Raw genomic sequence first — 18,330 nt, 5'->3', positions numbered from 1 at the left:
TGGCGCTCCTCGCGCCTCAACCACCGAAATCATGGGCGCCGGTCAGCCCCGCGCCCGCACCCACGTCCGCACCGAGTCGACGAGGAGCGTCGACCGCCCGCCCGACCAGTCGTCCCCGATGCGGGGTGTGCCGCCCCAGCCGCCGACCTGCAGGTTGATCCGCAGGCTCCATCGCTTGCCCGCGTCGTAGTAGTCCTCGTACCAGGTGGGTGAGCCGGCGCAGAAGGCCGAGGAGACGCGCCCGTCGATCCACATCACGATCAGGCCGGGCGTCTTGCGCACGACGTAGTCGTGCCAGGCGGTTCCGGTGCGGTCGCCGAGGCCCGCGAGCTCGAAGCGCCGGGCGGCGACGCGGTGCCCGGCGCCGTAGGCGCTGTGGATGCTCTGGCTGACCCGGGCGGGCTCGCCGGGCCGGCGGGTCGTCTCGGCGAGGTCGATCTCACCGCCGCTGCGGTCGGTGGGGCGCAGCCACAGGGGCGCGGCCCACAGGCCCTGGCGTGACGGTGCCTTCGCTCGTACGGCGACCTGGAAGGTCGGCGGGAGCGAGTAGCGACCGTCGGTGTCGACGAAGCCGGAGGTGTAGCTGCGCCCGCCGGCCGCCTCCTGGCGGGCCGTGATCGCGAGCCGGCCCCGCCGGGTCGCGACATTGCGACCCAGTAGGTAGGCCACGTCGTGGTCGAGCCGGGTCTCGTCGCGGGTGTTCCAGATCCGTGGCCGGAGCCGGTCGAAGTCCTCGTCGAGGTCCTCGCGCCAGCGTGCCGAGGTCGGCGGCAGGTCGGCCCGGATCGCCGCCCGGGGGCGGCCGAGGAGGCAGCCGCGGCTGGCCGCGGGTACCTCCCGCAGGTCGGCGAGGGTGAGCGGACCCGAGGGGGTCGGGCCGGCTGAACCGGTCGACGGCGTAGCGGCGCCGCCTTCCTCGAGGGCACTCACGGGGGCGGCGGTCTCGTCGAGACGCAGCGCCACCAGGACCGCGGCCACGGCGGCGAGCAGGCACAGTCCGACCGCCACCCGGCGACGACGGGCAGCGACGGGCATCGGCCGGAGACCCTCCCATGTCCGCGCCGGGAGCAGCGAGGTCATCCTGCGCTCGTCGCGAGTGCCTGGAGTCGGAACGTGACGTCCGGTGTGGCCCGGTAGTTGAGGTGCGTCTCGACAGCGATCTCGTTGGCGCCGGGCCGCAGGAGCGCCAACGGCACCTCCACCACCAGCGGGTCGGCCTGCGCCGCCGCGTCGCGGATCGCGGCACTGGCGTAGGTGGTCGAGGTCAGCGGTCCGGCGGGCAGCCCCTTGCGGGCGACCTCGACCCCGTTGACGTAGACGGCCGCGCCGTCGTTGGCGAGCACGGTCAGCTTGAGCGAGGACAGCTGTGCGGGCTCGGCCACCTCGACGGTACGCCGGAAGTAGGCCGTCAGCGGGCGGTCCTTGGTGGTGGGGAAGGTGTCGATCGGGGTGGCAATCGAGGCGGTGCCCCAGCCCAGCACGGCCGAGCCCGTGGGCCATGCGCTGTCGTCGTAGGCCGGCTGCGCCCAGGTGTCGGCCGGAGGGGTGCTCTGGTACCACCAGGACCAGGTCGCGTCGGTCGCGACGAGCTCGCTCACCCGGGCCACCGTGAGGACGGGTGTGCTGGCCGAGACGTTGCCGGCCGCGTCGGCAGCGCGGACGAAGTAGCGTGCGGTGCCGTCGAAGGGCAGCGTGATGCTCGTGGCGGTCGTGGTGGCGACCGGCCGGTCGCCGCGCAGCACCTGGTAGTGCACCTTCCCCGCGTCGCTGCTGGCGTTCCAGCCGAGGGTCACCGCGCTGCCGGTCTGGCTGACGACCCGGAGGTCGCCGGGCCGCGACGGCGCGCTGACGTCGCGCGGACTGAACCGCGCGAACCCGCCGGACGGGTCCTTCGCGCTGCGCGCGGAGGAGGCGGTGACGATGTCGCCGCCCATCCAGACCCGGCCGTTGGTGTCGGTCGTGATCGCCCAGATGCCGCTGCCGATGCGGGACTTGAAGGTGGGCGTGAAGCCGGGGATCCGCTCGCCGGTGCTGGCGTCGAAGGCGCCGGCCCAGTGGATGGCGTCGGCCTGGCTCCAGGGGGTGGAGTCGAGCGGCCAGGTGACGGCGTCGGTGTAGGTGTTGGCGTTGCAGTGGCACCCGGCGTACATGACGTCGCCGTCGCGGGCGAGGGCCTGGAGGTCGCCGTGCGGGTCGAAGATCGTGGTCCGCTTGCGGGCGAAGGTGGCCGGCGAGAAGCCGAACATGCTGTGTTCCGAGCCGCCGACCCACACCTGGCCGGGGCCGGTCGCGACGGTGCGCTGGTAGTCGTTGGTGTTGCTCCAGGTCGGGTTCCACGCGGGTGTGGCCAGGGCGCCGTCGCCGGCCATCATCACGGCGGCCGCCCGCTTCGCGGCGATCGCCCCGCGTGCCTGGGAGAAGAAGCCGACCGCGTAGACCTGGGCGTCGTCGTCGGAGCCCGCGACGCTGGCGACGGTGCCGTTCAGCTCCGGGTTCCAGCCCGACCACGCCGAGCCGTCGGAGACCCGCACCCGGGCCAGGTTGCGCATGTAGCTCCAACCGGACTGGGCGGCGTTCTTCACGTGGGTGAAGCTGCCGCCGATCACCAGGTCGTCGCCGACCACGGCGAGGGACCGCACGGAGGTGACGCCACCGGTGATGCGGTTCTCGATCTGGGTCGAGAAGCCGGTCGAGGTGGCCCCGGTCCGGGGGTCGAGCGCGACGATGGCCGATGCGGACTGCCCGTTGACCTGGCTGAACAGGCCGCCGGCCACGATCCGGCCGTCGGGCAGGGTCGCCAGGGTGCGGACCTGCTGGTCGAAGGTCGGGCGGAACGACGAGATCCAGGCGCCGGTGGCGACGTCGAAGGCCGCGAGGTAGGGCTGCTCCCACTGGCTGCCGTCGTCGGAGGTGACGTAGCGGAAGTTGCCGGCGACGAACATCCGGTCACCTGACTGGGTGAAGGCCTGGACCTCCACGTCGCCCTCGGCGGAGGGGGTGGACGCCATGCCGGTGACGCCCCAGGTCAGGGAGTCCGCGAGCGACGAGGCCTGCGCGCGCTGCTCGAGGGCCGTCGTACCGCCGTCGGGGATCGCGGTGAAGCCGGTCGAGGTGACCCGCGGCCGCAGGTAGACCTGGGTCACCGGCAGCGCGCTGCCACCGTTGGTGGGGGAGTAGAGGTACGACGAGTCCGAGCTGGATCCGATCGCCTTGGTGCCGTAGCTGAAGCCGTAGCTCCAGCCGGTCACCTCGCGGCTGCGGGTGTCGACCCACTTCCAGGTGCTGTCGGAGCCGAAGGACGTCGTGATGCCGCCGGTCCTGGTCGTGCCGGCGATGGTGGACGACGACAGTGGGTGCCGGGCGTCGAAGGTCCAGACCCAGCGGTCGCGGCTGGCCAGCTTGAAGCGCGTCTCCTGCCAGCTCGAGCCGTCGGACTTGGCGGCGCGGCGCAGCCGGATGCCGTCGGCGAGGGCATCGACCCGGCCGCCGTCGAGCAGCTGGTCGATGGTCGCGCTGGACAGCTGGTGCGCGTCCGCGCCGCCTGCGTAGCCGGGGTCGAGCAGGCCGGTGTCGGCGTCGCGGCCGTCGTAGTCGGTCGTCCACCCGTTGCGGCCCTTGCCGACCAGCACCCAGCCGCCCCCGTCGGTCGTCTGGTCGCAGTAGACCTGGAGCGGCTCGGACATCGCAGGCGTCACCAGCCAATAGGCGCCGTTCGGCGCACTGGGCCGCTGCTGCTTGATCTCCCAGCAGGAGCCGGCCGCGGTGTCGGGCGCGGTGCCCAGCTGGGCCGCCGGGATCGTCTGGCTCGCGACGGCCGCGCGTGCCGGCGTCGGGGCGCCGAGGGTGACCAGGCCGGCCCCGAGAGCGAGGCTGCTGAGGAGCGCGACAGGGACGCGAAGGTTGGGCAACGGGGGGATCCTGACGTGTCGGGCATGGGAAGGTGTGCCCCATGCGGGCACGAGTCTGGCCGGATCAGGCGCTCCGCGTCGTCCACAACGTTGTTGAAGAAGGAGCGGTGCGAGGGTGAGGCAGGTCACGTCCTGGGTGGGATGGGTGCTGGCGACCGCGGTCGTCGCCGCGGGCTGCTCGGGCGGGGACGAGCCGGACCAGAAGGAGCCGGCGTCGGGTGGCGCGGACGCGACGGCCACCGCGAGTGCGGGTGTGACCGGCACCGCGACCGGCACCCCCAGCGGCACGACCGCCGCCACGCCCGGCGCGCCCCAGGTCCAGGGCAAGGGCGTCCCGGCGGCCAGGGCGTCGGCCGCCACCGACGCGGTCGGCAAGGCGCTCACCTCGCTGAACGACGCCCTGGCCACGCCGGCCGAGGCGCCTTCCATCCTCGACGACGCCGTGGTCGGCGCGGCCAGGGAGGCGCTGCTGGCGCAGGCCGCGGAGTACGAGGAGAATGGCTGGACGGTGACCGGTGAACCCACGATCCTGCGCACCGTCGTGCGGGGGAAGGGCTCCCGGGTCCGGGTCCGGGCCTGTGTCGACCAGTCCGCGGTCGTGGTCACCGACAGTGCCGGCAACCGGCTGCCGACCGGCACCGGGGCGCCCCGGACCTGGCTGATCTTCACCCTCGAGCAGGCGCCCTCGGGCTGGCAGGTCGTCGAGCAGACCTTCCCGGCGGACCCTGACTGCTGATCGCGCGTCGGTCAGGCCACGTCCGGCATGGCCGGGCGCAGGCCCGGCCGCGCCTGCTGGCCGCGCCGGCTCACGGTCAGCGCGGCCGCCTCGAGCAGGTGCTCGAACGACAGGTCCTCCAGTTGGGGGACCGCGACGACCAGACCGCGCTCCGCAAGTCCCTGGACCATCCGGACCTGGTGGTCGTCGACGTGCTCACCGTGAGCGGCACGCCGCGGCAGCACCACGGGGACCTTGCCCGCGGTGAGTGCGGTGAGGATCGACCCCGCCCCGCCGTGGGTGATCACGACGTCCGCCGTGCTCATCGCGGAGGACATCTCCCTGCCCGTCAGCCAGCGGTTGCGGTCGGCGCCGTCGCTGCCGACGGTGTCGCCGACCTGCCAGGTGACGTCCACTCCCGCGGGGACCGTGCCGAGGACCGCGTCGACCGCCCGCGGGAACGGGAAGTGCTCACTGCCGAGGGCGACCATGACCCGGCGGACCTGGGCATCGTCCGGGTCGGAGACGACCTCGAAGGTGCTGAACGTGTCGAGGCCGTGCTCCCAGGGTTCGGGCCAGCCCGGCTGCGGGGCGAGCAGCCGGGTCCGCGGCAGCAGCGCGGCCAGCCGGCCGGTGACCGACGGGCTGTCCAGCCTGGCCACCGACTCGACGTACAGGATCGGGGTGCGCAGCAGCGCGGCCGCGACCAGGTGTGGCGTCGCCTGCGCCGCACCCGTCGACACGACGAGTCGCGGGCGCAGCCGCCGGTGCAGCCGTACGGCGAAGCGCAGGTTGCGCAGCGCCTTGCGGTACTCACCGGACTGCACCAGCGGTGACCAGGTCACGCTCTCGCGGGCCAGCCGGTCATCGGTCTGGATGTGTCGCGGCACCACCCAGTGCCGCTCGTGGCGCGGGATCTCGAGGGCCTCGACGACCAGCTCCAGCTCGTTGAAGTGACCTCCGACCGACGACGTCAGCAGGACGGGGTCGAGTGCGGTGGCCATGGGCCGACGCAACCTCAGCGCGTCGCCCGGGTGGTGGCCGATCGGAAAGCTTCAACAATCTTGGCCAAAGCGATGGATCACGCACGGCCCATTCCTGCACTGGAGAGGGGAGCACCGGGTCTCCGGAGCTCCGGTGAGACCGCTCGACAGTGAGGACGCCCGATGACGACACTCCAGGCCAGGCCGCGGCCGGCTCAGCACCCGAGGTCCGCCCGTCGTCCCGCCAACATCTCCGCCAACGTCTCCGCCGACATCTCCGCCGAGGCGCAGGTACGCCGCTACCAGGCCCAGCTGCACGAGATCAACGCGACCGTCGCCGGCCTCGCCTCGGCCGCTGAGCTGCTGTCCGTGCTGCCCCCCGGCAAGCGTGGCCGCTTCGAGGCGATGATGCTCAGCGAGCTGCGCCGCCTCCAGCGGGTCGTCGTCGGCGCGCCCGAAACCACCTGGGGCGTCGTCACCGTCGACGACGTCGTGGCGCCCCTCGTCGCCGCCCACATCGCACGCGGGAGCCGGGTCGGCTGGCAGGGTTCGGGCCTGCACGCGCTCGGCTGCGCCGACGTGGTGAGCGAGGCGGTCAACGTGCTCCTCGACAACGCCGCCCGGCACGGCGCGGGCGACGACATCCGGGTCGAGGCCCATCGGTACGCCGCCCGGGTCGAGGTCCGCGTCACCGACGGCGGCGCCGGGATCCCCGCCGACCTGCGGCCCGAGGTCTTCGGCTGGGGACGCCAGCGGACCGGCTCGGCCGGGCAGGGCATCGGCCTGGCCGTGGCGCGCGGCCGGCTGCGCGAGTGGAACGCCGACCTCCGGCTCGAGGACGCCGTCCGCACCACGTTCGTCATCGACCTGCCGGCGCCGGGGGACGCCCGGTGAGCATGGTCGAGCGCCGGGTCGCGATCCTCGACGACCACGAGCTGCTGGCCGAGTCCCTGGAGATCGCCCTGTCCGTGCACGGTTACGACGTACGGCGGGTTCCGGTACCCGTCGACGGCGGCGCACCTCGCAGCCTCGTCGACGCCCTGGTGCGGCTGCGCCCACGGGTCCTGCTCCTCGACCTCGACCTCGGCGCCTTCGGTGACGGGACCACGCTGATCGCGCCGCTGCAGCGCGCGGGAGTGCGGGTCGTCGTCCTCACCGGCGCGACCGACCGGGCGCGTTGGGGGCGCGCGCTCGCCGAGGGCGCGCACACCGTGCTGTCCAAGGCGAGCGCGCTGATCGAGGTCATCTCGACCGTGCGGCGCGTCGACGACGGCCACGCGGTCCTCGGCCCGGAGGAGCGCGCCGAGCTCGTCGCGGCGTGGCGCGGCCGGGTGGCGGAGCGCGGCGCCGACGACCTCCGGCTCGCCCGGCTCAGCCCCCGGGAGGCCCGGGTCCTGGGCCTGCTGATGACGGGCATGCACGTGCGCGACATCGCGGTCGACCGGGTGGTCTCCGAGGCCACCATCCGCTCCCAGGTGCACGCGATCCTCACCAAGCTCGACGTGTCCTCGCAGCTGGCCGCCGTCTCCCTCGCCCACCGCAGCAACTGGCAGCCACCGGCGTACGCCTAGGCGGCAGGACCAGAGCCCGTCCGAGATTTCTGCGCAGCCCGTGGATCAACCCGCACCACCGCCCGCACTGGAGAGGAGTCAGGTCGTCCGGCCCCACATCCCGTCCGACCTGACACCCCGATCCCTGACCGACACAGGAGCAACTCCGTTGGCCGACCCGACCGATGACGCCGCCGCCGAGCCGAGCTGGCCGTCGTTCATCCCGCACCGCGAGATCGACGGGCTGCTCGAGCGCGTCGAGAACGCCGCCAGCCTGGAGCCCGCCGAGGCCGCACGCCTGCTGCGGATGATCTCCAAGGAGGCGCAACGGCTGCGGGCGATGGCGCTGCGGATGACGACGGAGAAGCTCGCGGAGGCCGACCGGGAGGCCAGCGGGATCCTCAGCGAGGCGCTGACCCACGCGGACTCCATGCGCAGCATCGGCCTCGCGACGCTCAACTCCCGGCTCGACGAGGCGGACCGGCTGATGGCCACGGTCCGCGAGGCCTTCCGCCTGGAGCTGCGGGCCGCCGACCTTCGCGACGCCTGACCCCGACGACACCCACGACGACCCCGTTCCCTGGAGGAATCCGATGTTCAACCGCCAGCGCAACCAGAGCGGACAGCAGTCCGCGATCGCCTCGGCCTTCGACGACGTCCTCGCCGAGCTCGGCTCCAAGGCCGCCGACGCGCCCGCCGGGACCGAGGAGGGCGAGGCGCCCGAGGCAGCCACCGGTGCCGCCGCGGCCGAGCCGGGCGAGCCGGCCGAGCCGGCCGTACCGAACGGAGCAGCCCCCGCACCGTCGGTGACCGACCGGATCACCGAGCACGCCGAGACCCTGCGTGCCACCCGCGACGCACAGCACAAGGCCGAGGAGATGCTCGCCTTGGCCGCCACCGCCCGCAGCGAGGCCACCGACCAGGCCGAGCAGATCGTGCTCGAGGCCAAGTCGGCCGCCGAGCAGGTCCGCGCGGACGCCGACGAGGAGGCCGAGCGCACCCGTCGCGAGGCGGTCGAGTGGGTCAAGGAGCAGCGGGACCGGGTCGAGAGCGCCACCGCGCTGCTCACCCGCAACGCCGAGCGCGACGCCGAGAACATCCGGACCGAGGCGATGCGCTCGGCCATGATCGAGGCCGAGCAGACCGCACGCCTCTACGTCGGCGAGGCCGCCGCCCGCGGGGCCCGCGACGCGGAGGAGATCCGCGGGACCGCGCGCGAGGTGCTGCACCGCGCCGCCGAGCTCGGGGCCGACCTACAGACCTCGCTCGGCGAGCTGGTGCAGGTGCTCCAGCTGGCCACGGGCGCCGTCAGCGACCAGCTCAGCGCGATCGACCAGCTCCTCGACGAGGTGCGCCGCGACTCCGCGGCCGCCCCGGCGCCGGAGCCCCAGGACGCACCGAGCGACGAGTCGGGCGAGAGCACCGACACCGACGAGACGCCGGAGGACGCCGGGACGCCGGAGAAGGACGAGAAGGACGACCGGTCCGACGCCGGCGACGGCTCCCGCAAGCTCGGCGCGCTGTTCCGCGACCAGGCGAACTGACTCCTCGCCGCGCGCCTCCCCACCCCGCACGACCCGTACATCCAGTGAGGACCAGCAGATGACCACCACACACCTTGACCCCACCGACCAGCCGTCGGTGTCGTCGGTGGCCCGAGGGGGCTTCCGGGCACTCGGCGCCCTGATCTGGCGCCGGCGCTGGGTCGTCCTGCTGGTGTTCGCGCTCGTGGTCAATGCGGTGGCGGCCGGTCTGGTGATCGCCCCGCGGGAGTACACCGCCTCGGCCCGGGTCGCCGCGACCCCGCCGGCGGGCGTGACCACCACCTCGCCGGCCAGCTACACCGACCTGCTGGGGACGGTGGCCGACGTCGCCCGGTCCCGCCCGCTCCTCGAGGACGTCGCGGCCAAGGTGCCGCACCGCTCGGTCGCACAGCTGCGTGACGAGGTCGAGGGCAAGGTCATCCCGGGCACCGTCATCATCCAGGTCTCGGTGCACGACACCGACCCCGACCGGGCCGCCGAGATCGCCAACCTCGTGGTCGCGGCCCTGCCGCTGCACGACCCCAGCAGCGGCTCCTTCGAGTTCAAGGTGACCGAGGACGCCGTCGCCCCGGACCGGTTCAGCTCGCCGAACGTCCCCGTGACCGCGCTCGCCGGCCTCCTGCTCTCGCTCCTGCTCGCCGTGCTCGCCGCCGCGGTCGTCGACCGACTGTTCCGCACGGTCGGCGACGCCGAGGAGATGGGGGAGATCACCCAGACCTCGGTGCTCGGCGTGATCCCGAAGCCCGACGACCTCGACAGCGTCCCGGCGATCGAGCCCCGCGCCGACGAGTTCCAGGCACTGCGCGCCCTGCGGATCGCCATCGAGTTCGCCAGCGTCGAGGACCCGAGCCGCCTGCTCGTCGTGTCGTCCGCCAGCACCTCCGAGCCGGCCGCCGGCTGGCTCGAGGTCAACGTGGCCGCGGCCCTCGCCGACGTCGGACACCGGGTCCTGGTGATCAACGCCGACCGAGACGCCAAGGTCCACCCGGCCCTCGAGAACCCCGGCGAGCCGGGCCTGTACGACGTGCTCGCCGGCTCCTGCGACCTGCGCGACGTCGTCGTCGCGGGTCCCGCCCCGCGCATCGACGTGCTGCCGCTCGGCCAGGCGCACCTGGCCGCCCCGAGCCTGCTCGAGATGCGCTTCCGCGGCCTGCTCGACGACACCGAGGGCCTCTACGACGTCGTCATCGTCCACGCCGCCTCGGTCGCCAGCTCCGAGGACGCCCGGATCATGGCGATCCACGGCGCCATGGTGCTCACCGTGCCGTCCGGCCGCGTGCACCCGCGCTCGGTCCAGCGCGCCGCCGAGCACCTGCGCACCATCCGCCTGCGCGTCCTCGGCACCGTCCTCGTCGGTGCCCGGCCGGGACGCCGCAAGCGGCTGCCCCGCTCGTCCTGACGTCACGGACCGACCCCACCACAAGGAGTGGCATCGATGATCAGCACTCACGCCGGGACGTTCGAGGACATCGACGGCTTCCTGGCCCACCTCGAGTACGCGGTCACCGTGGACCAGGCCGAGGCGCCACGCGTCCTGCGCTCGCTGGCCGACCACGCCCGCAGGGTGCGCGGCAGCACCTTCCGGCGTACGACCGAGATGCTCGACGAGGGCAGTCGCGAGGCGGACCGGATCGTGGCCCGGTCCACCGCCCAGGCCGAGCAGATCCTGCAAGCGGCCCTGGTCGCCCTCGACCGCCGCGTAGACGAGGCTGGTCAGCTCGGTGCGAGCACCCGCGCCGCGCTCGAGGTCGAGCTGCGGGGCCGGCCGTGAGCGCCCAGCAGGCGACGCCGGACGTGGTCGCGGTGGCCGCGACGGTCGACCCGGCGCCGGTGGTGGTGCCCTTCTTCGAGGTGCACGCCCACGGCCGGACCCGCGACCTGGGCGAGGCCGTGGTCGCGCTCGCGCTCCTCGTCGTGCTGCTCCCCGCGGTGATCCTGATCGCCCTCCTCGTCGTCGGCACCAGCCGGGGACCGGTGCTGTTCCGCCAGCAGCGGGTCGGGCACGGCGGCCGGCTGTTCGAGGTGCTGAAGTTCCGGACCATGTACGCCGACGCCGAGGCCCGCGCTGCCGAGGTCTTCGCCCGCGGCCACGACGGATCGGGTCCGCTCACCAAGCTCCACGTCGATCCCCGCGTGACGCCGGTCGGGCACTGGCTGCGCCGGCTCTCCCTCGACGAGCTGCCCCAGCTGTGGAACGTCGTCAACGGCACCATGTCGCTGGTCGGCCCTCGACCCAACACACCGACCGAGGTGGCGCGGTTCGCGCCCGCCGAGCACCGCCGGCACGCCGTCCGGCCCGGGATGACCGGCCTGGCCCAGATCAACGGCCGCAGCGACCTCGAGTGGGACCAGGCGATCAACCTCGACCTCGAGTACGTCGACCACCACTCACTCCGGATGGACCTGCGGATCCTGCTCCGGACGCTGCCGGCCGTCTTCGGCGGCCGGGGAGCGTACTGACATGCGGGTCCTGCACGTCGTCGAGTCGTTCGGCGGGGGAGTGCTGAGCGCGGTGCTCAGCATGGTCGACGCGACGCCAGACATCGAGCACCAACTCGCGATCTGGCACCGACGCGACCATGCCGACACCGGCGACGAGCGCGCGGCCTTCGCCGCGGTGCACGTCCTCCCGGGCCCGCCGCGCCGGGCGGCGCGGGGGCTGCGCAACCTGGTGCGTCGGGTCGGAGCAGACCTGGTCCACGCCCACTCGTCGTACGCCGGCGTGCTGGCGCGCTCCTGCGACCTCGGCGCCCCGGTGGCCTACAGCCCGCACTGCTTCGCGTTCGAGCGCACCGACCTCAGTGCGGTGAGCCGCACGGCGATCCGCGAGGTCGAGCGGTCGCTGGTCCGTCGTACCGACGTGCTCGTGGCCTGCTCCCCCCACGAGGGGAGCCTCGGGGCCGAGCTGGGCTTCCGCCGCGTCGTCACCGTGCCGAACCGGGCCCTGCACCCGCCGCAGGTCCGGGTCCGCCGCGGCGAGCCGTTCCGGGTGGTCACGGTGGGACGGGTCACCGAGCAGAAGGACTGGCGCCACCTGGTCGAGGTCAAGCGCGAGGCCGACCGCCAGGCTGCGGCCCGCGGCGCGGCCGGCCTGCACTGGGAGTGGCTCGGCAGCGGCGACACCGAGGGCGAGGACGCGCTGCGCACCGCGGGCGTCGAGGTCTCCGGCTGGCTGCCCCGAACCGAGGTCGTCGCCCGGCTCGGCGCCGCGCAGGCCTACGTGCACACGGCCGCGTGGGAGGGCGCCCCGGTGAGCATCCTCGAGGCGGCGGCCGTCGGACTGCCGATCGTGGCCCGGGCGATCCCGACGCTGGTCAGCGACGACGTCCCCGGGCTGGAGCCCACGGTGGAGGGCCAGGCGGAGCGGCTGCTGGACCTGCACGAGCCCCTCGCCTGGGCCCGCGCCCACCGCCGCTCGCTGGCGTTCTCGACCGACCACTCGGTCTCGCTCCAGCGCTACCGGCTCACCACGGCGTACCGCCACGTGCCGGCCTCCGTGAGGAACCCTCGCGAAATTCCCCGGGCCCGGATGGATCACGGCAGCTACTCCGACGCACTGGTGCGGTGAAGGGAGGCCCGCCCGGGCCACCGCACTGACCAGAGCGGAGTACGACGATGACGCAGGTTCTCGATCCCGCGGCCGTCTCCCGGACCGGCCAGCAGGACCGGCTGCGGATCACCGTGGTCCAGCAGGGCGGCGTCCTCGGCGGGGCCGAGCGCTGGCAGCTGCAGCTCGCCGAGGCCACCGACCGCGCCGACCTCGACGTCGTCGCCCTCGGCGGCGGACCCACCGCAGCGACCTGGAGCCGTCGCGGCGTCCCGGTCGCCACCGTCCGCTCGGAGCGGCGCGCCTCGCGGATCCCGCTCCTCGCGGCCCGGGTCGGCGCTGCGCTGCGCTCCTCGCGGCCCGACGTCGTCGTCGCCCACGGCGTCAAGGCGGCGCTCGCGGCAGCCCCGACCGCCCGCGCCCTCGGCATCCCCTTCGTGTGGGTGCGCCACGACGGCTCCTTCGAGGGCTGGCCCACGGCCCTCCTCGACCGGGTCAGCGACGGCCAGGTGGCCACCGGTGCGTGGCTCCTCGAGGGCCGCCGCCTGCGCAGCTCGCTGCTCCTGAACCCGCCCCGCACCACCGACCACCTCACCCGCGTGGAGGCGCGCGGCGCCCTCGGCCTGGAGGTCCCGAGCGGTCGGCTGGTCGCCGGCATGGGCACCCGGATCGTCCACGGCAAGGGCATCGACGACGCCATCCGCGCGCTGGCCGATCCCGCCGCGGCCGCCTGGGACCTGGTCGTCGCCGGCATCCACGATCCCGACGACCCCGGCGAGCAGCTGCGCCTGGTCGCGCTCGCCACCGAGCTCGGGGTCGCGCACCGGGTCCGCTTCCTCGGCGAGGTGCCGGGCTTCGCCCGGCTGGCCGGCGCCTTCGACGCCGTCCTCGTGCTCACCAAGCCCACCGAGTCGATGCCCTGGCACCGCGAGGCCTTCGGCATGACGGCCTTCGAGGCCCTCACCGCCGGCGTACCCGTCGTCGTCACCCCACCGCTCGGCGCGATGGCCCGGGAGGGCGGCGTCGAGGTCCGAGCGGGAGCGCCGGGCGATGTCGCCGCGGCCCTGCTCGCGCTCGAGGACCCCGACACCCGCACCCGATGCGGTACGGCGGGCGCCCGGGTCGCGGCGTCGTACCCGGATGCCCGGGCCGCGGCGGACGTCCTCGTCGACTTCCTCGCCACCCTGGCCCATCGTCCCGGCGTCGGCCTGCCGCCCACCGGTCCCGCGATCAGCGTCGTGACCACCGTGCTGGACGACGAGGCTGCCGCCAAGGAGCTGCTGTCGGCGCTGGTGCCCCAGCTCGGCCCCCACGACGAGGTCGTCGTCGTCGACGGCGGGTCGAGCGACGACACCGCCGGCGTCGTGCGGGCCTTCGCGGCCTTCGACGAGCGGGTGCGCCTGCTGGTCGAGCCCGGCGCCGGGATCTCGCAGGGCCGCAACATCGGGATCCGGGCCGCCAGCCACGACCGGATCGCCTGCACCGACGCGGGCTGCGTCCCCTCGCCCGGTTGGCTGGCCGCGTTCCGGCGCGCCTTCGCCCGCCACCCCGAGGTCGACCTGTGGACCGGGACCTACCGGGTCGGGGCCGCCCAGCCCTGGGAGCACGCCCTGGCCGCGGTCGGGTACCCGAGCGTCGAGGAGCTGGCCCGCCCGACGCCACTGGCCCGCGCCTACGGCCGCCTCTTCGGGCGGGCGTTCGACGCCTCGATGCCGACCGGGCGCTCGGTCGCCTTCGCCCGGGTCGCCTGGGCGAGCGTCGGCGGCTTCCCCGAGAACCTCCAGACCGGCGAGGACGTCCTCTTCGGCCGCCGCATCGTCGCCGCCGGTGGCACCGCCCGGATGGTGCGCGACGCCGAGGTCAGCTGGGCCCAGCGCCCGACCTTCCGGGCCAACCTGACCATGTACCGCCGCTACGGCGAGGGCAGCGGCAACTCGCTCGACCGCCGCCTGCTGGGCCGTGACCTGGCCAGGGTCGCCGCCTACACCGCGGCGGCCGGCGTCGCGCTGCGCGGTTCGACGGGTGCCCGGGCAGCCGCGAGCGCCGGCCTGGCGGCGTACCTCTCGCTCCCCGTCGGCCGGGCCCTGCAGGCACCGGATCCGCTGCGCACAGTGCCGCTCGTCGCGCCCGTCGCCGCCGCCCGCGACCTCGTCAAGGCGTACGGCGCGCTCTCCGCGGCCGTGCGCCGCCGGGGCCGTCCGCGATGACGGTTCCCGCCCGTCTGCCGGCGTCGGCCCTCGCGGTCGTCGTCGCCCTCGTGGTGCTCCCGTTCGGCGGTGCCTTCTCGATCGGGCTCAGCGTCGCGTTCGTGGCGATGAGCGTGCCCGCCGCGATCGCCGCCTGGCTGCTCGTCAAGGACGAGCGGCCGGTGCCGGCCTCCCTGCTGCTCCTCGGCCTGGCCCTCGGGATCGTCACGAGCGTGGTCTCGGCCGCCGGCGGGGTGAACCCCGGCGACGCCGTCACCCGCGTCCTCATCGCGTGCATCGCGCTCGGCTACGCCGTCGGGGTGGCCATGGCGCACCGGCCCGGCCACGAGCGCGGCGGGCCGGACCTGCTCGTCGTGGTCGGTGGCTGCATCGGCGCCTACGCGCTCTCCGGCGCGGGCGGTCTGCAGGCCGCGGCCGGTGGCTGGGTCGTCGACGGCCGGCTCACCGGTCCGTTCGCCCAGCCCAACGAGCTCGGCATCTTCTGCGCGGGGGTGCTCCCCGTCGCCGTCGCGTGCCTGGTCACGGCGCGCTCGCGGGCTCGCGCCGCGGTCCTCGCCGCCGCGACGCTGTGCATCGCGCTGGCCTGGACCCTGAGCATGTCGCGCGGGGCCTGGATCGGCGGCACCGTCGCGCTGGCCTGCCTGGCCGTCGGTGTCCCGCGGACCCGGCGGCTGCTGCGCCGCGCCGGCGCCGCGGTGCTCGCCACCTGCGTGCTCGCCCTGGTCCTGCCGGCCGACGTCCCGCTGCTCGGCATCCTCGGCACCCGGCTGCGCTCGCTGGGCGACACCGGTGCCAACGAGTACGACGCCCGCCCGCTGATCTGGGGCGAGGCCTGGCGCCAGATCTCGGACCGCCCGTGGTTCGGCGTCGGACCCGACGGCTACCGGGTGGCCGCCACCAGCTCGGTGAGCACCGTGTCGGCCTACGGCGCCGAGCACGCCCACGACCTCTACCTCACCGTGCTCGTCGAGCGCGGTGTCATCGGCCTGACCGCCGGCGTGATCGTGCTGGCCGGCTGTGTGCTGGCGGTCCGGAGGCAGCTGGCCGCGCAGGCCGTGGCGGCGCGGGTCGGCGACGAGGACGGCGCCGTGCTCTCGGTGCGTGCCCTGGCCGTGCTCGCCGGCCTGCTGGCCATCGCGATCCACGGCGTCTTCGACATGCCCCTGTGGAACCCCATCGTCTACGGCTTCACCTGGACCCTCCTCGGCATGGCCATCGTCGCCGAGACCGTCCATGTCCCGACCCCCCGGCCCACTCCCCAGCCAGAAGCGAGGACCTCCCCATGACCACCGCAGGACAGGCCCAACGACAGCGCGACCGGTGGCGGTACATCGGCATCCTGGTGGGTGGGCTGGCGCTGGCGGTCGCCTTCGGGATCCAGCTGATCCTGCTGATCCCCACCACCTACACCGCGACCAGCGCGGTCGCGCTGCGGCCGCTGTCGGCCGATGTGCCGGCCGACTCGGTCGAGATGCTCGCCCACGAGTACGGCGTCTCGCTCAGCTCCGCCGAGACGGCCGAGCTTGCCCGCGCCGATGGCTCCGGCGCGGGCTCCGGCGCGGCCGACAACGACGCCGACGTCTCGGTGAGCACCGTGCAGGACCCCGGCACCGCGACCCTGCGGATCGTGGTCGAGTCGACCAGCCGCACCGCGGCGATCGATGCGGCCAACCAGCTCGCGGCCTACGCCGTCGCCGAGGGCGAGGACGACACCACGACCCGGGTGGTGCCCGTGGTCGAGGCCGGGGCCGCCGGCGTGACCGCCGTACCCCCGCGCCAGCTCTACGTCGCGGCGCTGCTCTGCCTCGCGGCGCTGGTGCTGGCCGGCGGCCTGTACCGGATCAGGGAGCGGACATGACCCCCCGCGTGCTGATGTACCACGGCGTCGACCACGTCGCGCGCGAGCGGGACCCGCACGGCATGTTCGTGACCCCCGCGAACTTCCGCGCCCAGATGGAGCACCTCGTCGCCGCCGGGTTCGTGCCCGTCACCGAGCAGGCCTACCTGGCCGCGCGCGACGGAGCCCGGCTGCCGCGCAAGGCGGTGCTGATCACCTTCGACGACGGCTACCAGGGCGTGGGGGAGCATGCCGCTCCGATCCTGGAGTCGCTGGGGATCCCGAGCGTGCTCTACGTCCCGGTCGACCTGCTGGGGGGCCGCGCCACCTGGCTGGGCGACCGCCTCCGCTATCCGCTCCTGTCCGCCGGGGAGGTGCAGGGGCTCCGTGCGCAGGGGATGGCGATCGGGGCCCACGGCTCCGACCACGCGGACCTGACCCGGGCCGGTGACACCGACCTGCGCCGCCAGACCGTCGAGGCCCGCGCCGCGCTCACCGAGCTGGTCGGCGAGGAGGTCGCCACCTTCGCGTTCCCCTACGGCCTCCACGACCGGCGGGTGCGGGCCGCGGTCGAGGCCGCGGGCTACCGGGCCGCGTTCTCCGTGCACGACCCCGCCGGCCGGTTCGGCATCCAGCGCGTGGACGTCAACGCCACCGACACGCTGCGCACGCTGCGGGTCAAGCTGCACGGCCTCTACCCGGCCGCTCGTCGTACCTCCCGCCACGTGCCTCGCACCCGGCGGCTGGTCCACGACCTGCTCGGCAGCGCGTACGACGCCCCGGGCGCCGTTGCCGGCCCCGCCGTGCCGGTGGAGGTGGTGAGGTCATGAGACGCCTGCTGCGCCGCGGCCTGGTCGCGCTGGCCGTCATCGTCCTGTGGGCCACCGGCACCCTGGTGATGCAGTGGACCACCGCACAGTCGGCCGACCGCACGCCGTCCGGACGGCCGGACCCGGTCGCGTCCGCGCCCGCTCCCGAGACACCGGCCCCCGCGACGCCCACCGGCCCGCCGGTCGCCGACCTGGACCTCGGGGTCCAGCTCTCCGCCCACCACCGCACCGGCCCGGGCTATGCCCGCAAGGTGCTCGCCCGCCTGCAGCGGGCCGGCGCCGGTTGGGTGCGGGTCGACGTCGGCTGGGCCACCCTCCAGCCGACCCGGCGCGGCCCGTTCGAGCGGTGGTACGCCGAGCTGATCGACGACGTGCTCGACGCCGCGCAGGACCACGGCCTCAAGGTGATCCTCGAGTTCTGGCTGACCCCGAGCTGGGCCGGCGCCAACGGCAGCCTCTACGCGCCGCCGACCGACCCGGCCGACTACGCCCGCGCCATCGGCCGCGCCGCCCAGCGCTGGAGCGACCGGGTGGACGCCTGGGAGATCTGGAACGAGCCGAACTTCGAGGGCTTCTTCGAGGGCGCCGACCCGCAGACCTATGTCGACCTGCTCTGCGCCGCCTACCCGGCGGTCAAGGAGCAGGACGACGCGCCGGTGCTGTTCGGCGGCATCATGTACAACGACGCGCCCTGGCTCACCCGGGCCTACGAGGCCGGTGCCGCCGGCTGCTTCGACGCGCTGGCGGTGCACCCCTACATCGGGCCGAGCGACGCGGAGCCCGAGACCGCGTCGGTCGGCGCGGTGTGGCGGCTGACCAGCACCCCGATGGTGCACGACGTGATGCAGCAGTGGGGCGACGGCGGCAAGCAGATCTGGATCACCGAGCTCGGCTGGTCCACCGGCACCGAGAACGACGGGAACGCCTGGGACCGGCCGGTCACCGTGCCACAGCAGGCCGACTACCTGCGCCGGGCGGTGCGGCTGATCCGGGCCGAGTACCCCTACGTCGGCCCGATCATCTGGTACCGCGACGTCGACGGACCCAGCAGGCGCTACCAGGACGGCTTCGGCCTGATGCGCGGCGACCTGCGGGCCAAGCCCGCTCTCGAGGCGTTCGAGGCCGCCGTGCGCGGCGAGTGAGCGCCGGGCGCACCCGATCGTTCTGGCCCTGCTGACGCCCCATCGTCGGCAGGGCCAGAACTTTTCC

General features: G+C 74.4%; 17 protein-coding genes. 14 read left to right on the top strand and 3 right to left on the bottom strand.

Annotated elements, in window-relative coordinates; genetic code table 11:
• Positions 1-42 precede the first annotated feature (42 nt).
• Together FBY23_RS15105 and FBY23_RS25975 are read right to left on the bottom strand one after the other, a co-directional pair.
• The gene (locus FBY23_RS15105; protein WP_160158251.1) at positions 43-1,035 is read right to left on the bottom strand and encodes a family 16 glycosylhydrolase; all 993 of its coding nucleotides are present in this window, start codon (positions 1,033-1,035) and stop codon (positions 43-45) included.
• Between the two features lie 41 nt (positions 1,036-1,076).
• Positions 1,077-3,908, bottom strand: a complete 2,832-nt coding sequence (locus FBY23_RS25975; RefSeq protein WP_160158250.1) for a delta-60 repeat domain-containing protein — start codon at positions 3,906-3,908, stop codon at positions 1,077-1,079.
• A 115-nt stretch (positions 3,909-4,023) separates the two neighbouring features.
• Between FBY23_RS25975 and FBY23_RS15100 the strand changes: the two genes are divergently transcribed.
• On the top strand, positions 4,024-4,644 hold the full coding sequence (locus FBY23_RS15100; protein WP_141798892.1) for a hypothetical protein: 621 nt from the start codon (positions 4,024-4,026) through the stop codon (positions 4,642-4,644).
• Between the two features lie 11 nt (positions 4,645-4,655).
• Here the strand turns inward: FBY23_RS15100 and FBY23_RS15095 are convergent, their stop codons facing one another.
• The gene (locus FBY23_RS15095) at positions 4,656-5,627 is read right to left on the bottom strand and encodes a glycosyltransferase (RefSeq protein ID WP_141798891.1); all 972 of its coding nucleotides are present in this window, start codon (positions 5,625-5,627) and stop codon (positions 4,656-4,658) included.
• A gap of 162 nt (positions 5,628-5,789) precedes the next feature.
• On the opposite strand from FBY23_RS15095, the gene FBY23_RS15090 reads away from it, so the two are divergent.
• The 13 genes from FBY23_RS15090 (at position 5,790) to FBY23_RS15035 (ending at position 18,263) form a co-directional block, all read left to right on the top strand.
• Positions 5,790-6,500 (top strand): sensor histidine kinase KdpD, encoded by a 711-nt coding sequence (locus FBY23_RS15090; protein ID WP_141798890.1) that lies wholly within the window; start codon positions 5,790-5,792, stop codon positions 6,498-6,500.
• A gap of 2 nt (positions 6,501-6,502) precedes the next feature.
• Positions 6,503-7,177: a response regulator transcription factor gene (locus tag FBY23_RS15085; protein ID WP_141801076.1), complete on the top strand. Its 675-nt coding sequence runs from the start codon at positions 6,503-6,505 to the stop codon at positions 7,175-7,177.
• Positions 7,178-7,325: 148 nt separating this feature from the next.
• Positions 7,326-7,706: a hypothetical protein gene (locus FBY23_RS15080; protein ID WP_141798889.1), complete on the top strand. Its 381-nt coding sequence runs from the start codon at positions 7,326-7,328 to the stop codon at positions 7,704-7,706.
• Positions 7,707-7,749: 43 nt separating this feature from the next.
• Complete coding sequence (locus FBY23_RS15075; protein WP_141798888.1) at positions 7,750-8,700, top strand: hypothetical protein; 951 nt, start codon at positions 7,750-7,752, stop codon at positions 8,698-8,700.
• Between the two features lie 58 nt (positions 8,701-8,758).
• The gene (locus tag FBY23_RS26450) at positions 8,759-10,099 is read left to right on the top strand and encodes a polysaccharide biosynthesis tyrosine autokinase (RefSeq protein ID WP_141798887.1); all 1,341 of its coding nucleotides are present in this window, start codon (positions 8,759-8,761) and stop codon (positions 10,097-10,099) included.
• Positions 10,100-10,135: 36 nt separating this feature from the next.
• Complete coding sequence (locus FBY23_RS26445; RefSeq protein WP_174245216.1) at positions 10,136-10,471, top strand: hypothetical protein; 336 nt, start codon at positions 10,136-10,138, stop codon at positions 10,469-10,471.
• Entirely contained in the window at positions 10,468-11,160 is a 693-nt protein-coding gene (locus FBY23_RS26440; protein ID WP_174245215.1) for a sugar transferase, read from the top strand. The genes FBY23_RS26445 and FBY23_RS26440 overlap by 4 nt, the downstream gene beginning before the upstream one ends.
• A gap of 1 nt (position 11,161) precedes the next feature.
• Complete coding sequence (locus tag FBY23_RS15060; RefSeq protein WP_141798885.1) at positions 11,162-12,268, top strand: glycosyltransferase; 1,107 nt, start codon at positions 11,162-11,164, stop codon at positions 12,266-12,268.
• 47 nt (positions 12,269-12,315) lie between these two features.
• A complete protein-coding gene (locus FBY23_RS15055) occupies positions 12,316-14,454 on the top strand; it encodes a glycosyltransferase (RefSeq protein WP_141798884.1) in 2,139 nt (712 codons plus the stop codon).
• On the top strand, positions 14,451-15,740 hold the full coding sequence (locus FBY23_RS15050) for an O-antigen ligase (RefSeq protein ID WP_141798883.1): 1,290 nt from the start codon (positions 14,451-14,453) through the stop codon (positions 15,738-15,740). Before FBY23_RS15055 ends, FBY23_RS15050 begins: the two co-directional genes overlap by 4 nt.
• Positions 15,737-16,312 carry a hypothetical protein gene (locus tag FBY23_RS15045; protein WP_141798882.1) on the top strand — a complete coding sequence of 192 codons (576 nt, stop codon included), beginning with the start codon at positions 15,737-15,739 and terminating at the stop codon, positions 16,310-16,312. Before FBY23_RS15050 ends, FBY23_RS15045 begins: the two co-directional genes overlap by 4 nt.
• Positions 16,309-17,121 carry a polysaccharide deacetylase family protein gene (locus FBY23_RS15040; RefSeq protein WP_141798881.1) on the top strand — a complete coding sequence of 271 codons (813 nt, stop codon included), beginning with the start codon at positions 16,309-16,311 and terminating at the stop codon, positions 17,119-17,121. The genes FBY23_RS15045 and FBY23_RS15040 overlap by 4 nt, the downstream gene beginning before the upstream one ends.
• Positions 17,118-18,263, top strand: coding sequence for a cellulase family glycosylhydrolase (locus FBY23_RS15035; protein ID WP_141798880.1), 1,146 nt, complete (start codon positions 17,118-17,120; stop codon positions 18,261-18,263). The genes FBY23_RS15040 and FBY23_RS15035 overlap by 4 nt, the downstream gene beginning before the upstream one ends.
• Positions 18,264-18,330 lie beyond the last annotated feature (67 nt).

The sequence above is a fragment of the Nocardioides sp. SLBN-35 genome (assembly GCF_006715725.1).
Lineage (GTDB): Bacteria > Actinomycetota > Actinomycetes > Propionibacteriales > Nocardioidaceae > Nocardioides.
Note: the sequence above shows the minus strand (reverse complement) of the source record. Positions and strands in the feature narration are given on the sequence as shown.